Origin of the sequence: Pseudomonas sp. AAC (assembly GCF_000725445.1) — a bacterium.
Taxonomy (GTDB): domain Bacteria; phylum Pseudomonadota; class Gammaproteobacteria; order Pseudomonadales; family Pseudomonadaceae; genus Pseudomonas; species Pseudomonas citronellolis.
In genome coordinates this window covers 106,170-121,068 of the sequence record NZ_KL647094.1, presented here as the reverse complement: position 1 = coordinate 121,068, position 14,899 = coordinate 106,170, and the positions used below count along the sequence as shown (strand labels likewise).

General features: G+C 70.2%; 10 protein-coding genes. All 10 read right to left on the bottom strand.

Annotated features, from left to right (window positions below):
* Positions 1-12: 12 nt before the first annotated feature.
* The gene (locus FG99_RS00510; protein ID WP_043266542.1) at positions 13-1,071 is read right to left on the bottom strand and encodes an NADP(H)-dependent aldo-keto reductase; all 1,059 of its coding nucleotides are present in this window, start codon (positions 1,069-1,071) and stop codon (positions 13-15) included.
* A gap of 20 nt (positions 1,072-1,091) precedes the next feature.
* Positions 1,092-2,438 (bottom strand): LLM class flavin-dependent oxidoreductase, encoded by a 1,347-nt coding sequence (locus tag FG99_RS00505; RefSeq protein WP_043266540.1) that lies wholly within the window; start codon positions 2,436-2,438, stop codon positions 1,092-1,094.
* Positions 2,435-3,811, bottom strand: a complete 1,377-nt coding sequence (locus tag FG99_RS00500) for an acyl-CoA dehydrogenase family protein (protein ID WP_081884533.1) — start codon at positions 3,809-3,811, stop codon at positions 2,435-2,437. The genes FG99_RS00505 and FG99_RS00500 overlap by 4 nt, the downstream gene beginning before the upstream one ends.
* A gap of 2 nt (positions 3,812-3,813) precedes the next feature.
* Complete coding sequence (locus FG99_RS00495) at positions 3,814-4,746, bottom strand: ABC transporter permease (protein ID WP_043266538.1); 933 nt, start codon at positions 4,744-4,746, stop codon at positions 3,814-3,816.
* Positions 4,743-6,515, bottom strand: a complete 1,773-nt coding sequence (locus tag FG99_RS00490; RefSeq protein ID WP_051878295.1) for an ABC transporter substrate-binding protein — start codon at positions 6,513-6,515, stop codon at positions 4,743-4,745. The genes FG99_RS00495 and FG99_RS00490 overlap by 4 nt, the downstream gene beginning before the upstream one ends.
* Positions 6,516-6,577: 62 nt before the next feature.
* Positions 6,578-8,641: a TonB-dependent receptor family protein gene (locus FG99_RS00485; RefSeq protein ID WP_256204819.1), complete on the bottom strand. Its 2,064-nt coding sequence runs from the start codon at positions 8,639-8,641 to the stop codon at positions 6,578-6,580.
* Positions 8,642-9,329: 688 nt separating this feature from the next.
* Positions 9,330-11,042, bottom strand: a complete 1,713-nt coding sequence (locus FG99_RS00480; protein WP_043266536.1) for a dipeptide ABC transporter ATP-binding protein — start codon at positions 11,040-11,042, stop codon at positions 9,330-9,332.
* Positions 11,042-11,899, bottom strand: coding sequence for an ABC transporter permease (locus FG99_RS00475; RefSeq protein WP_043266534.1), 858 nt, complete (start codon positions 11,897-11,899; stop codon positions 11,042-11,044). The genes FG99_RS00480 and FG99_RS00475 overlap by 1 nt, the downstream gene beginning before the upstream one ends.
* Positions 11,896-12,879, bottom strand: a complete 984-nt coding sequence (locus FG99_RS00470; RefSeq protein WP_043266532.1) for an ABC transporter permease — start codon at positions 12,877-12,879, stop codon at positions 11,896-11,898. The genes FG99_RS00475 and FG99_RS00470 overlap by 4 nt, the downstream gene beginning before the upstream one ends.
* Positions 12,876-14,528 (bottom strand): ABC transporter substrate-binding protein, encoded by a 1,653-nt coding sequence (locus tag FG99_RS00465; protein ID WP_218187140.1) that lies wholly within the window; start codon positions 14,526-14,528, stop codon positions 12,876-12,878. Before FG99_RS00465 ends, FG99_RS00470 begins: the two co-directional genes overlap by 4 nt.
* Positions 14,529-14,899: the final 371 nt, after the last annotated feature.

The following is a 14,899-nucleotide window of genomic DNA, read 5'->3' as shown; positions in this document are numbered from 1 at the left end:
GGCGTTCTCCTGTCAGGGCGCCGGGTTCGGCAGGCGCGCGTGGATGGCGTCGATGGCGGCGAGCGCCTCCGGCGTCAGCTGCAGCTCGGCGGCGTCGAGGTTCTGCGCCAGTTGCTCCAGGCTGGTGGCGCCGTTCAGCGCGCTGGCCACGAAGGGCTTGGCGATGACGAAGGCCAGGGCCAGCTGCGCCGGCGCCAGGCCCAGCTCGCGGGCCAGCTCGACGTAGGCGCGGGTGGCCTGCTGCGCCTCGGCGCTGGCGTAGCGGGCGAAGCGGCCGTAGGCGGAGCCGGCGCTCAGGCGCGCGCCGGCCGGCTGGGCGCCGTCCAGGTACTTGCCGGTGAGCACGCCGAAGGCCAGCGGCGAGTAGGCCAGCAGGCCGATGCGCTCGCGGTGGCTGAACTCTGCAAGTCCCGTCTCGTACTGGCGGTTGAGCAGGCTGTAGGGGTTCTGCACGCTGAGGATGCGCGGCAGGCCCAGGCGCTCGGACTGCCTGAGGAACTCGGCCACGCCCCAGGGCGTTTCGTTGGACAGGCCGATGTGGCGCACCCGCCCGGACTTCACCAGCTCGGCCAGGGCGGCGAGGGTTTCGCCGATGTCGTCGCTCTGCTCGTCGTCCACCCAGGGGTAGTCGCGGGTGCCGAAGAAGTTGGTGCTGCGGCTGGGCCAGTGCAACTGGTAGAGGTCCAGGTAGTCGGTCTGCAGGCGGTCGAGGCTGCCGTCCAGGGCGCTGCGCAGGGTGGCCGGGTCGAAGCGCGTGGCGCCGTCGCGGATGTGCTGCATGTGCCCGCTCTGGCGCGGCGGGCCGACGATCTTGCTGGTCAGGACGATGTCCTTGCGGCGCTTGCTGCGCGCAAGCCAGGTGCCGATGAAGCGCTCGGTGTCGCCCCAGGTGTCGGCCCGGGACGGGGTGGGGTACATCTCGGCGGCGTCCACCAGGTTGACGCCGCGCGAGAGCGCGTAGTCGAGCTGGCGGTGGGCGTCGGCCTCGCTGTTCTGGTGGCCCCAGGTCATGCTGCCGAGGCCGATGACGCTGACCTTGAGGTCGCTGTTGCCGAGTGGGCGGTAGTTCATGCCGGTGGTTTCTCGCAGGTTCAGGCCGAAGCGGCCGCGGGTTGTTCGTAGCGGCTGGCCGGGTAGGGCAGGCCGAGGTGTTCGCGCAGGGTGCAGCCCTGGTATTCGTGGCGGAACAGCCCGCGCTTGCGCAGGCGCGGCACCACTTCGTCGACGAAACTCTCCACGCCCGAGGGGAAGCTGTCGGGCATGATGTTGAAGCCGTCGGCGGCGCCGGCGAGGAACCATTCCTCCAGGCTGGCGGCGACCTGCTCGGGGGTGCCCACCAGCAGCCGGTGGCCGACCAGGATGCGCCGCGACAGCTGGCGCACGCTGAGGTTCTCGGCGCGGGCCAGGTTCAGCTGGGCTTCGAGGAAACCGTGGGAGCCCTTCTCGAATTCGTTGACCGGGCCGATGCGCTGCCAGGGCAGCGGCGCGTCCGGGTCCAGCTCGCTGGCGTCGATGCCGATGCGCTGGGCGATCTGCCGCAGCAGGCCGCCTTCGCCCAGGTAGCCGTTCAGCCGCTCGAAGCGCTCCAGGGCCTCGGCCTCGGTGCTGCCGATCACCGTGGACAGGCCGGGCATGATCTTCAGGTGCTCGGGGTTGCGCCCCCACTGGCGGGCGCGCTGCTTCATCTCGCGGTAGAAGGCCTGGCCGTCGGCGAGGGTGGTCTGGGTGGTGAAGATGGCGTCGGCGAAGCGCGAGCCCAGGGCCTTGCCGCCCTCCGAGGAGCCGGCCTGGAACAGCACCGGGCGGCCCTGGGGCGAGCGCGGCACGTTGAGCGGGCCCTTGACCGAGAAGTAGCGGCCGACGTGGTCGATGGCGTGCACCCGGGCCGGGTCGGCGAAGCGCCCGGAGGCGGCGTCGCCGAGGATGGCGCCGTCTTCCCAGCTGTCCCACAGTTTGAGGGTGACGTCGACGAACTCCTCGGCGCGGGCGTAGCGGTCCACGTGCAGCGGCGCGCCGGCCAGGCCGAAGTTCTGCGCGGCGGCGTCGCCGGCGTTGGTCACCACGTTCCAGGCCGCGCGGCCGCCGCTGATGTGGTCGACCGAGGCGATGCGCCGGGCCAGGTTGAAGGGTTCGTTGTAGGAGCTGGAGGCGGTGGAGATCACGCCGATGCGCTGGGTGGCCAGGGCCACCGCGGTGAGCAGCACGGTGGGCTCCAGGCGCCCGGCCGGCTGGCGGCCGACGTCGCCGGCCAGGGCCGGGCCGTCGGCGAGGAAGATGGCGTCCAGGGTGCCGCGCTCGGAGATGCGCGCGATGTTCTGGTAGTAGCCCACGTCCAGATAGGCGGTGGGCGGCGCCTCGCCGGTGCGCCAGGCCGCGGCGTGGGCGCCGAAGCCGAGGATGTTCATGCCGATGCTCATTTGCCGCTGTGCGTTGCTCATGCCGGGGTCTCCTCGGTATCGGGGGCTTGCTGTTGCGCGGCCTTGGCGGCGGCGAAACGCTCGCTCCAGGCCTCGCTGGGAAGGGTGCCGTTGAGGTGGTAGTCGCCCAGGTAGGCCTCGCGCAGAATCGCCGGGTTGTGCGAGGCCAGGGTGCGGGCGTTGCGCCAGTGCCGGTCGAGCCGGCGGCCGCTGCTGGTGGCCGAGGCGCCGCCGACCTCGAAGAGCAGGGTGGCGGCCTCCAGCACCTGGGGCAGGACGATCTGCTGCGCCTGGTAGGCGTGGATGTCGGCCTCGGCGTACAGCTCGCGGCTGGCTTGGCCTGCGCGGTGCGCCTGCCAGGTGCGTTCGAGGGTGGCCGAGACGGCTTCCACCAGTGCCTCGGCAGAGAACGCCAGGCTGCCCAGGCGGCCCACCACGCGCTGCACCAGCGGGTCCTGGCGCGGCTCGGAGCGGCCGGGAATGCCGAAGGCGCGGGTGCGGCCCTGGACGAAGGCGACGGCGTCGCGCAGCACCGCCCGGGCGATGCCGGCCAGGGTGGCCAGGTGCACCTGCTGGTAGAAGGCGGTGATGTAGCTGTCGCTGCGCCCTTCGCCGAGCTTGAAGCGGCGGAACAACTGGTGCTCCTCGACGCGGACCTTGTCGAAGCGGGTGGTGCCGCTGCCGGTCAGGCGCTGGCCGAAGCCGTCCCAGTCGTCCAGGCGGGTGACGCCGGGCGCGTCGGTGGCCACGGCCACGGCGACGTGTTCGTCGCCGTCGCTGGCCGACACGGCGATCCAGTCGGCGTAGAGGGTGCCGGTGCAGTAGTACTTCTCGCCGTCGAGCAGCCAGTGGTCGTCCTCGCGGACGAGGGTGACGCTGTTGCCGGTGACTTCGCTGCGCTCGGCCATGGCCGCGCCGAACAGCTCGCCGCCGACGATGCGCGGGAACCAGTGCTGGCGGCTGGCTTCGTCGTCGTCGTTGAGGCGGCCTTCGACGAAGCCGAAGTGCGCGCGGAAGATCTGCGGCAGGTTGGAGTCGGCCTCGCCGAGGCGGCGGACCAGGCGGAACAGCTGCGGCAGGCTGGCGCCCAGGCCGCCGTAGGCCAGGGGAATGCGCAGCGCGCCGAAGCCGGCCTCGCGCAGCCAGGCCACCGGCTCGTAGGCCAGCTCGCGCTGCTGCTCGCGCTCGATGGCGCCGGCGGCGATGCGCTGGAACACCGCTTCGAAGCGTTGCAGCAGGGCGTTGTCGTCGGGGTGCGCCGGCGCACTCGCGGCGGCGGGAAGGTCGTCGGAGAAGATCATCGCGGTGTCCTCGGGGCGGGCGATGGAAGGGGGCGGCGCCTCGTGGGCGTCGAACAGTTGGCGCAGCTGGGCCAGGGCGATGCTCGCGGTCATGCTCATGCCTCGCTCACCCGCGGGTCGACCAGGGCGTTGAGCAGGTCCACGGCCAGGTTCACCAGCACGTAGATCGCCGCCGCCAGCAGGGTGATGCCGAGCACCACGGGCACGTCCTTGTCGTTCACCGCGTTGAGCATCAGGCGGCCGATGCCCTGGCGGGCGAACAGGTTCTCGGTGATCACCGCGCCGCCCAGCAGCGCGGCGAAGACGAAGCCGGACAGGGTGATCAGCGGCGTCAGCGCATGGCGCAGGGCGTGTCCCAGGCGCACGCCGGCCTCGGACAGGCCGCGGGCGCGGGCCATGGCGATGAAGGGCTGTTCGAGGATTTCCTCCAGCTCCTGGCGCAGCACCTGGGCCAGCACCGCGGCCACCGGCAGGGCCAGGGTGAGGATCGGCAGCACCAGGCTCTTCCAGCCGCGCGAGCCGGTGGGTGGCAGCCAGTGCAGCTGGAAGGAGAACACCAGCAGCAGGAGGATGCCGAGCACGAAGCTGGGCATGGACGACAGCAGCAGCTCGCCGCCGGAGGCCAGGCCGCGGGCCCAGGGCGCGCGGTTGGCGGTCAGTACCGCCGCGCTCACCGCCAGCAGCACCGCGGCCAGCGCCGCCCACAGGGCCAACTGGGCGGTGGCGCCGACCTGCCCGGCGATGGCCTGGGCCACCGGGATGCGCAGGCGGTACGACTCGCCCAGGTCGCCCTGGACCAGGCGCCCCAGGTAGTGGGCGTACTGCACCGCCAGCGGCTGGTCCAGGCCGTAGTCGCGGCGCACCTGGGCGATGGCTTCGGCGGTGGGCATGGCGTCCGGCCCGCCGAGGATGGCCAGGGCCGGGTCGCCGCCGCTGACGTTGAGGGCGACGAAGGTCAGGCTGGCGGCGCCCCAGAGCACCGCCAGGCCGCCGAGGAAACGCCAGAACACGCGGCGCAGGGCTTTCATGGTTGCGGCTCCCGGTCCAGCCAGACGCTGGTGAAGAAGGGCACGTTGTGCGAGCTGTCGAACACCACGCCCTTGACGTCGCGGCGGTAGGCGATGGTCAACTGGCTTTCGTACACCGGCACCGCCGGCACCACTTCGGTGAGGCGTTGCTGGGCGGCGCTGTACAGGCGCTGCTGCTCGGCCGCGTCGGTGCTGCGGCGGGCGCGGGCTAGCAGGTCGTCCAACTGGGCGTCGCGCAGGCGCGCGCTGTTCTGCCCGATCAGCTTCGGCGTGGCGATGGAGTTGCTGTGGTAGAGGATGTACAGGCCGTCCGGGGTGTTGGTGTGCCAGTAGCCGCCGACCAGCGCCTGGTAGTCGCCGGCGTAGCGCAGGTCGTTGACCTGGGCCTGGGGCAGCACGCGCAGGCCCAGGTCGATGCCGATCTTCTTCGCGTCGGCCTGCATGGCCACCGCCACGTTGGCGGGCAGCGCCGGGCTGTCGATCATCAGCAGGGTGGCGGCCAGGCGCCGGCCGTCGCGGCTGCGGTAGCCCTCGGCGTCGCGCGCGGTCCAGCCGGCTTCGTCGAGCAGGGCGTTGGCCGCGGCAACGTCGTAGCCCAGGGCGTTGCGCCAGGCCGGGTCGTAGAAGCGGGTGTTGGCGGCGAGGAAGTCGGCCTTGACCTGGAATTCGCCGAAGCCGCTGATCCAGGCCAGGCCCTCGCGGTCGATGGCGCGGGCCAGGGCCTTGCGCACGCGCACGTCGTCGAAGGGGAAGCGCTCGACGTTGAAGGTCAGGCTGCGCACCGGGTTGCCCTTGCGGATGCGGCTGCGCAGTACCAGTTGCGGGTCCTTGCGGATGGCCTGGGCGTTCTGCGTCGGCGCGTCCAGGGTGAAGTCGTACTGCCCGGAGACCAGCGAGCTGTAGCGGATCAGCGCCTCGGGCACGAAGCTCAGCTCCAGGCGCTCCAGGTAGGCCGGGCCCTGGTGGCGCAGCACCGGCGGCGCCCAGTGGTAGCCGGCGCGGCGCACGAAGCTGGCGCCCTGGTCGCGGGTGTAGCTTTCCAGCACGAAGGGCCCGGAGCCCACCGGGTGGGCGGCGATGGATTTCGGGTCTTCGAGGATCTGCTTCGGCGAGATCATGCCCAGCCAGGACTGCGCCAGCACGTCGAGGAAGGGCGAGTAGGGCTCGCGCAGGGTGGCCTGGAAGGTGTACTCGTCGAGCACCTTGCCCGACTGGTAGGGCGCGATGTAGGCCGCGGCCAGCGGCGACTTGGTGGCCGGGTCGCGCATGTGTTCGAGGTTGATGCGCACGGCCTCGGCGTTGAACTTGCTGCCGTCGCTGAAGGTGACGTCGTCGCGCAGGTGGAAGGTGTAGGTCAGGCCGTCCGCGGAAATCTCCCAGGATTTGGCCAGCCAGGGCGAGACCTTGCCCTGTTCGTCCTGGTACACCAGGCAGTCGTAGAGGATGCGCCCCAGCCACTGCACGTTGCCGTGGGACAGGGCGTGGATGTCGAAGGAATAGGTGTCCAGCGCCGCGCTGGCGCGCAGCGTGCCGCCGGGCTTGCCGGGGGCCTGCTCGTGGAAGTCCTCGGCAGGGTAGCTGAGCTGGCCGTCCTTGAGGGTGCCGGTGTCGAGGGCGGCGGACTGCGCCGGCGCCACGGCGGCGTCGGCCTTGCCGGCGGCCGGATCGTCGGGCCCCGAGCAGCCGGCGAGGGCCAGCAGGGCGCACAGCGCCAGGCCCAGCCGGCGTATGCCGGGGCGGGAGTGCTGGGCGCTTCGGATTGGTTGCATGGAAGGCTTCCTGGGTAGGCAAGGGAACGGGGCGCGGGGCCTGGCATCCGCGCCCCTCGGGGCTAGAGCCTGAACTCCACGCCGGCGAAGACGCCGAAGCCGTCGCCGGGGTAGAAGCTCGCGGTGTTCTTGTTGCCTACGGCGTTGTAGACGGGGGACACGGTGGTCACGTAGTCCTTGTCCGCCAGGTTCTTCAGGTCCAGGTACACCTGCCATTTCTTGCTCGGTGCTTCGAAACCGGTGGTCGCGCCGAAGATGGTGTAGGAGGGGGCGTACAGGGTGTTGGTGTAATCCACCGCCGTGCGCGCCACCGACTGCACGTTGACGCCGCCGTAGAAGCCGGAGGGGTGCTGGTATTCCAGCTTGGCCTGGTAGACGTGCTCGGGGATGCCGGGCAGGTGGTTGTCGCCCAGGCGCGGATCGTCGCGGTAGCGGAAGTCGTTGTAGGTGTAGGCCTGGCGCAGCACCACTTTCTCGCCCTGGGGGTTGCCCCAGAGCAGGGTGTCCAGCCCCAGTTCGACGCCCTGGTGGGTGGTCGGCGTGCTGCTGTTGTAGGTGGCGGTGACGATGCTGCCCTGCTTGGCGGTTTCCGCCTCGTCCACCACGGTGAGCAGTTCATCGCGCACCCAGGAGCGGTACAGCGACAGGCTGCCGTCGAAGCGGTCGTAATGGCCTTTGATGCCGACTTCCAGGGTGTTGGCCTTCTGCTCCACCAGCGGGGTGATCTGGTCCTTGCTGTTGGCGTAGCGCCAGTCCAGCGGCGCGTCCACCGAGCGGGTGAAGTTGCCGAACAGTTGCAGGTCGGGGGTCAGCTCGTAGCGCAGGCCGATGCGCGGCGCCAGGCTCCAGTTGTTGTAGTTGGTTTCCCCCGGCGCGTTGGTCTGGTTGCTGTAATGGATTTCCACGTTGCGCCGCACGTTGACCGCGGACAGGCCGGTGGTCAGCCACAGGCGGTCCAGCAGCTCCAGGTCGTTGCCCAGGGAAACGGTACGGTCCGCCGAGCCTTTGAAGGACTTCTTGTTCACCACCTGGCTGCGGTTGTTGCCCTTGAGGGTTTTGACCCGGCCGAGGATGTGTTCGGTGGAGGTCAGTGAGACGTTGGAGCGGCTCTCGTGGCCGGCCAGGAAGTCGGTGCGCGCGTAGCGCAGGGTCAGGTTCAGGTCATGCCAATCCCAGAAGCCGGGGTTGCCGACGGTGTTGTCCTTGTTGTTGGCGTGGGGGTAGTCGTAGTAGCCCAGGCCCACCTCGACGTTCGAGCCGTCGTCGAAGGTGTAGTTGGTCTTGTTGCCCAGCCACACGGACCCGGGCCGTCGGCCGCTGGCGCGGCTGGCCAGGTTGGTCGGGCCGGGCTGGGACGAGTCGTGCTTGAGCTGCGGCAGCGTGAGGGCGCCGGGGTCCTGGTGGAATTCGTCGCGGTAGCGCACCAGGAAGCGGGACTCCAGCTGCGGGCTGAAGCGGTAGCCGACGTTGATCACCGCGCCGGAGCTCTTGGACAGGCTGTAGTCGCTGCGGTAGCCCCGGCTGCGGTAGTTGTCCACGTTGACGTAGTAGTCGAGCGCGCCCTGCACGCCACCGGTGCTCAGCACGGTCTTCTGCAGTCCCCAGCTGCCGGTCTCGTAGCGGATGCGCTCGCCGGGCGCGGTGTAGCCGGTATGGGTGACGAAGTTCACCGCGCCACCCAGGGCCACGGCGCCATAGTCGAAGGCGTTGCCGCCACGGAGGATTTCCGTGTGGTCCACGCCTATGGCGTTGAGGAACTCATAGGGCGTACCGCCGGCGCCGGTGATGGGCAGGCCGTCGTACATGAACTTGATGCCTTCGCGGAAGTAGCCGGGCGTGTTGACGATCCCGGAGCCGCGAATGGAAATCTTCAGGGCGTCGTTGCCGCCGACCGACTGCACGAATACGCCGGGCTGGTAGGCGAGCACGTCGCCCAGGGTGGTGTTGCGCCCCCGGGATACTTCCTCACTGGACACCACGCTGGTGCCGCCGGGCACTTCGGCGAGCTGTTTGCGCGCCGCTTCCACCGGAGTCTCTTTCTGCGCCTGCACCACTACCGTTTGCAGGCGGGTACCGCTGTTTTCCTTATTGCTGTCGCTGGCATCGCTGCCTGCGGTTTCGGCCATTGCCTGGGTCCCCACCAGCAATACCGCCGAACCGAAACTTGCCGACCAGAATGTTGCCCGGCGAATAGCCACGGCAAGTTTCCCCCACTCACCCCCAGAATAATTAACCACCAACTTCGAATCCTCATGGAATAGATAAAGTAATTGGCTTTCTATTCGTATAGTCATGCTCCATCTGTACTTGAGCAGGACTCGTGCCAAGTAGTTAAGTTCTTTTAAATCAAGGTATTGGTGGTTTTTATGGGTTTTTGTCTGCTTGCGTTGGATCAACAGGTGCTGATGTTCTGTTGGTTTGTGCGCAGTGTTTGGGTTATATGCAAATAACGGGGTGTTGGGTGGCGGGAAGTTGTATTGCGGGGGCGGGGGAAGTTGTGGTGTTTTTTTCGTAGGAGCGAGCTTGCTCGCGAACAGGGTCAGCCGGTCGGAGGTGGTGCCTGTCCTGAAGAGCGCCCTCTCCCTAACCCTCTCCCTGAAGGGAGAGGGGACCGTTCGGTGTGTTCGGGTGCTCTGGAGTTCGCCGGATGCTGTGGTACCCGGCTGAAACCTCGCTTTCAGTCGGCACGGACAAAGCCCCCTCTCCCTTCAGGGAGAGGGCTGGGGAGAGGGTACGGAGTCAACCTCCCACACCAGCCTCACCGGCTGACACCGTTCGCGAGCAAGCTCGCTCCTACAACAGCAGCGCCCCCCCTCAAACCGCCAACCCCCACAACCAGCGCTCTTCGAACGGCGGCGCCAGGTCGACGCTGGCCGGTGCCAGTTGCGCCACCTTCGGTCGGCCCTCCGCCGGCAGTTGCGGCACCGAGGCCAGCAGGCGTTGGGTGTAGGGATGCTGCGGGTTCCGCAGCACCGCCTCGGTGGGGCCGGCCTCCACCACCTTGCCCTGCAGCATCACCAGCACTTCGTCGCTGAGGTGGCGGATCACCCCCAGGTCGTGGGAGATGAACAGGTAGGCCAGGCCCAGTTCGTCCTGCAGGTCGGCCAGCAGGTCGAGCACCTGGGCCTGCACCGAGACGTCCAGCGCCGACACCGGTTCGTCGCAGATGATCACCTTCGGCTGGCTGGCCAGGGCGCGGGCGATGGCCACGCGCTGCTGCTGCCCACCGGAGAGTTGCAACGGGCGGCGCTGCGCCAGTTCCGCCGGCAGGCGCACCTGGCGCAGCAGCTCGCTGATGCGCGCCGGGCGCCGCGTGGCTTCCAGGCCGCCGGCCTGGAGGGCGTCGTCGAGCACCTGGCCGACGCTCCAGCGCGGGTCGAAGGAGCTCAGCGGGTCCTGGTAGATCACGCTGATGTCGCGCCGCCGCGGGCGCCGTTCACGCTCGGCGATGCGCTGCGCGGCGGCGGCATTCCAGGGCTGGCCGGCGAACGCCACGCTGCCGGCGTCCGGTTCCAGCAGGCCGAGGGCGATGCGCGCGGCGGTGCTCTTGCCCGAACCGGATTCGCCGACGATGCCCAGGGTGCGCCCGGCGTGCAGGCGGAAGCTGACGTCGTCGAGCACCTGCCGCCATTGCTGGTCGGGGCCGCGGTAGCGCTTGCCGAGGCCGCGGGCTTCCAGCAGCACCTGTGGCTGTGCGACCTCCGCGCGGCGCACCGCGGGAGCTGCGCCGGGCGTCAGCCGCGTGCCGCGCGGGCAGTTGGCGGGGATCGCCTCCAGCAGGCTGCGGGTGTAGGGGTGGCGCGGCGCGTGGAGGATCTGCTCGATCGGCCCCTGTTCCACCACCTCGCCGTGGCGCAGCACCAGCACCTCGTCGGCGAGCTGGGCGACCACCGCCAGGTCGTGGCTGATCAGCAGCAGTGAGTCGCCGCGCGCCTTCACCTGCTGCAGCACGCCGAGAATCTGCGCCTGCACGGTGGCGTCCAGCGCGGTGGTCGGCTCGTCGGCGATCACCAGGCCCGGGTCCAGGGCCAGGGCGCTGGCGATCAATGCGCGCTGGCGCAGGCCGCCGGAGAGTTGTTCGGAGCGTTGCCGGGCCCGCAATTCCGGTTCTGGCACGCCGACCTTCTCCAGCAGCTCCAGCACGCGCTGCTGGCGGCTGTGGCGGTCGCCCCAGCGGTGGGTGCTCAGCACTTCGAGGATTTCCTGGCCCACCGGGCGCAGCGGGTCCAGGGACACCAGGGCGTCCTGCAGCACGAAGCCGATCTCGCGGCCGCGCAGTTCGCGCCAGCGCCGCTCGTCCAGGGCCAGCAGGTCGCGCCCGGCGTATTCCAGGCGCCGCGCCTGCACCTGTGCGCCGGCACCGGCCAGGCCCACCAGGCTGCGCGCCAGCACGCTCTTGCCCGAGCCGGATTCGCCCACCAGCGCCAGGGCGCGGCCCGGCGGCAGGGTGAAGGACAGGCGGTCGAGCACGCGGTGCTCGCCGAAATGCACGGACAGGTCTTCGACTATCAGCGGTTGGCGCGGCATCAGCGGCGGCCCTCCAGGCGTTGTTGCAGGTAGCGCCCGGCGACCGTGGTCGACAGGGTGGTGAGGACGATGAACAGGCCGGGGAAGAAGGTCAGCCACCAGGCGTTGACGATGAAGTCGCGGCCCATCGACAGCATGGTCCCCCATTCCGGCGCCGGCGGCCGCGCGCCCAGGCCGAGGAAGCTCAGCGCCGAGGCCCAGACGATGGCGTGGCCCACGCCCATGGTCAGGGTGACGATCAGCGGGCGCATGGCGTTGGGCAGTATCTGCCGGGCGATGGTGCGCCACGGGCCGTGGCCCAGGGCGCGGGCGGCCTCGATGTAGCCGGCGTGGCGCACCGCCAGCACCTGGCCGCGGACCATGCGCGCGTAGCCCGGCGCGCTACCGATGCCGGTGGCGATGATCAGCGGGCCGATGCCGCTGCCGAAGATGGCCACGAAGAGCAGGGCGAGGATCAGGCTGGGGAAGGCGAACAGCACTTCCAGCAGCCAGCCGATGCCGCGGTCTACGGCGCCGCCGGCCAGGCCCGCGGCGAGTCCCAGGCCGATGGCGATGCTCATCGCCAGGGCGGTGGCGGCCAGGCCAATGGTCAGCGACTGGCGCGCGCCGTGGATGACCCGCGCGTAGATGTCGCGGCCGGACTGGTCGGTGCCGAACCAGTGGGCCCAGCCCGGCGCGCTGAACGCCTCGCGCGGCTGGATGGCCAGCGGGTCGCCGTGGGCGAACAGCGGCGGGAACAGCGCGGCGGCCACCAGTGCGGCGAGGAAGGTCGTCGCCAGCAGCGCCGGCCAGGGCAGCGCGCGGGCCTGCCGGCGCGGCGCCAGGGGCAGTTCGAGACTCGGGGCCAGTTCGCTCATGGGGCGCTCCTTTGCAGGCGGGGGTCGACCAGCTCGTAGAGCAGGTCGACCAGGATGTTGGCCAGCACGTAGCCGGCGGCGACCACCAGGGTGATGCCCAGCACCAGCGGCAGGTCCTGGCTCTGCACGGCCTGGAACAGCTGGCGGCCCAGGCCCTTGCGGGAAAAGATCACCTCCACCACCACCGAGCCGCTGAGCAGCGCGCCCAGCGCCCAGCCCGACAGCGAGATGGCCGGCAGCACCGAGTGGCGCAGGGCGTGGCGGTAGCGCACGGCGCGGTCGCTGAGGCCGCGGGTGCGCGCGGAGAGGATGAAGGGCTGCTCCAGGGTGATCTCCAGGGCCTCGCGGGTGACCTGGCCGATGAACCCGGCCAGCGGCACCGCCAGCGCCAGGGCCGGCAGCACCAGGCTGCGCAGGCCGTCGCTGCCGGCCGGCGGGAACAGCTGCAGGCCGAAGGCGAAGGCGGCCAGCAGCAGGATCGCCAGCCAGAACTGCGGCAGCGCCGCGGCGAGGGTCTCCAGCAGCGAGGCCAGGCCGCCGAACCAGTGGCGGCGGCCGGCGCTGAGCAGCGTCCAGCCCAGCACCATGAGCCAGGCCAGGGCCAGGGCGGCGAAGGTCAGCTGCAGGGTGGGGCCGGTCTGCTCGGCGAGGATGCGCGTCACCGGCAGGTGCTGCGAGTAGGACACCCCGAGGTCGCCGCGCAGCAGGTGGCCCAGGTGGATGGCGTACTGCACCGCCAGCGGCCGGTCCAGGCCGTATTCGCGGGTGGCCTCGGCGATGGTTTCCGGAGTGGGGTTGCCGCTGGGGCCGCCGAGGATGGCCAGCACCGGGTCGCCGGGCATCAGGCGCAGGGCGAAGAAGGTCAGGCTGGCGGCGGCCCACAGCACCAGCAGGCCGCCGAGCAGGCGCCAGGCGGCGTGGCGGGCCAGGCGCAGCAGGCGCTCGCGGCGCGGGTCGGGAGCGGTAAGGGGCTGGCTCATGGGTTCACCCAGGCGTCGTAGAGGGAGGTGACCGCCAGCGACGGCTCCAGGCGCACGCCGTGGGCGCGCTTGTAGATGCCCAGGCGGGTGCTCTGCGGGTAGGTGGTCAGCTGCAGGTACTGGCTGGAGGCGAGGGCCTGGGCCTGGTGGTACAGCTCGCGGCGGCGCTCGCCGTCCTGGGTGGCCAGGGCCTGTTCCACCAGGGCGTCGAAGCGCGGGTCATCGAAGCCGGCGGTGTTCTGGTGGTAGCCGCGCACCCCGGCCGGGCGCAGGAAGGCCGAGCCGAAGATGATCCGCAGCACGTCCGGGGTGTTGGTGTTCCAGTAGCCCAGGCGGATGTCGTAGTCCCAGTCGGCCTGGCGTTGCTGGGCGAGCACGTCGCTCATCTGCTCGATGATCACCTCGAAGCCGGCGCGGCGGGCGGTGGCCTGCACCTGCTCCCACAGGCTGAACTCCGATGGCGGCGTGCGGTTGCCCATGATCACGTGGACCTGCAGGCGCTTGCCGCCGCGGCTGCGGTAGCCCTCGGCGTCGCGCCCGGTCCAGCCGGCGGCGTCGAGCAGTTGTTCGGCGCGCAGCGGGTCGTAGTCCTGGGCGTGTTCGAAGTCCGCGCTGTAGAAGGGCGTGGCCGGGCTGAGCGGGCCGCCGGCGCGGGGGAATTCGCCGAAGTACACGCTCTTCAGCGCCGCTTCTATGTCGGCCGAGCGGATGAAGGCCTCGCGCACGCGGATATCGTCGAAGGGCGCGCGGGTCATGTTGAGGGTGCCGTTGGTGGGGTTGCCGGGGCGCTGTGCGACCAGCAGTGACACCTCCGGGTTGGCCCGCGCGGCGGCGTGGGATTCCGGCGGCACGCTCTCGATCACGTCCACCTCGCCGGCCTGCAGCGAGGCGAAGCGCACCGAGGGTTCCTGGATGAACTTCCAGACGATGCGTTCCAGGTATGCCGGCCCCTGGTGCGCCGCGGTGGGCGGCGCCCAGTGGTAGTCGGGGTTGCGTTCCAGCACCACCTGGCTCTGCCGGTCCCAGCGCACCACCTTGAACGGGCCGCTGCCCACCGGGCTCTCGCAGTTCTCGTCGCGCGGGCGGCGCAGCGCGGCGGGCGACTGGATGCCGAGGAAGCCCTGGGCCAGCACTTCGAGGAAGGCCGCGTAGGGCGTGGCCAGGTGCACCACCGCGGTGTGCGCGTCGGGCACGTCGGTGCCGCGGTACTGGCGCACATAGCCGCCGGCGGTGCTGGACTGGGTGCGCGGGTCGACCATGTGGTCGAGGTTGGCCTTCACCGCGTTGGCGTCGAACGGCGTGCCGTCGCTGAAGCGCACGTCGTCGCGCAGGTGGAAGGTGTAGCTCAGGCCGTCGGCGGAGACCTCCCAGCTTTTCGCCAGCCAGGGGCCGATGCGGCCTTGTGCGTCCATGGACACCAGCGAGTCGAGGAACTGCCGGCCGAGGAACACCTGGGGCATGTCGCCGGCGACGTGGGGGTCGAGGCAGATAGGTTCGCGGTCGGTGGCGTAGGTCAGGGTGCCGCCGCTGACCGGGGTGTCGCTGTGGGCCTGGTGGTCCTGCGCGTCGCGGCAGCCGCCGAGCGCGGCGGCGAGCAGCAAGGGCAGGGCGAGGGCCAGGGGCTGTGGGGGTGTTCGTCTGGGCTTCAAGCGTGGGCAGCCTTCTGCAGGTGGAAGACGGGGCGGCGTGCGCTCGCAGAGCGGCCGCCCAGGCTGCGTTGCACAAGCCATGCCCGGCCTGGAAGGCCCGTTTCAGCGGGGTTGCGCCTCGATTCCACGCTGCTGCGCGGGCAGTTTGTCGATTCGCTGTTGCTGGCTGAGCAGCGGGCGGTTGGCGGCGGGTTGTAGAGCGATCAACAACGCGGCAACAGATGTTCCTTCGAGTACAGCGTGATTTTTCTCAACTGTTTGATTCGTAATGAATTAATGCTTGGCATGGATTCTGCGAAAGCGCTGTCGAGCACGACTATGCGCATAGAGGCTCGCCCACTCATTGGAGGACCTAAGGAGCCTTGCCGTGC

Excerpts from the sequence above, each read along its gene's own strand:
- FG99_RS00505 (WP_043266540.1), bottom strand. The coding sequence starts at position 2,438 with ATGAGCAACGCACAGCGGCAAATGAGCATCGGCATGAACATCCTCGGC.
- FG99_RS00485 (WP_256204819.1), bottom strand. The coding sequence starts at position 8,641 with ATGGCCGAAACCGCAGGCAGCGATGCCAGCGACAGCAATAAGGAAAAC.
- FG99_RS00500 (WP_081884533.1), bottom strand. The coding sequence starts at position 3,811 with ATGACCGCGAGCATCGCCCTGGCCCAGCTGCGCCAACTGTTCGACGCC.
- FG99_RS00510 (WP_043266542.1), bottom strand. The coding sequence starts at position 1,071 with ATGAACTACCGCCCACTCGGCAACAGCGACCTCAAGGTCAGCGTCATC.
- FG99_RS00495 (WP_043266538.1), bottom strand. The coding sequence starts at position 4,746 with ATGAAAGCCCTGCGCCGCGTGTTCTGGCGTTTCCTCGGCGGCCTGGCG.
- FG99_RS00470 (WP_043266532.1), bottom strand. The coding sequence starts at position 12,879 with ATGAGCCAGCCCCTTACCGCTCCCGACCCGCGCCGCGAGCGCCTGCTG.
- FG99_RS00480 (WP_043266536.1), bottom strand. The coding sequence starts at position 11,042 with ATGCCGCGCCAACCGCTGATAGTCGAAGACCTGTCCGTGCATTTCGGC.
- FG99_RS00490 (WP_051878295.1), bottom strand. The coding sequence starts at position 6,515 with ATGCAACCAATCCGAAGCGCCCAGCACTCCCGCCCCGGCATACGCCGG.
- FG99_RS00475 (WP_043266534.1), bottom strand. The coding sequence starts at position 11,899 with ATGAGCGAACTGGCCCCGAGTCTCGAACTGCCCCTGGCGCCGCGCCGG.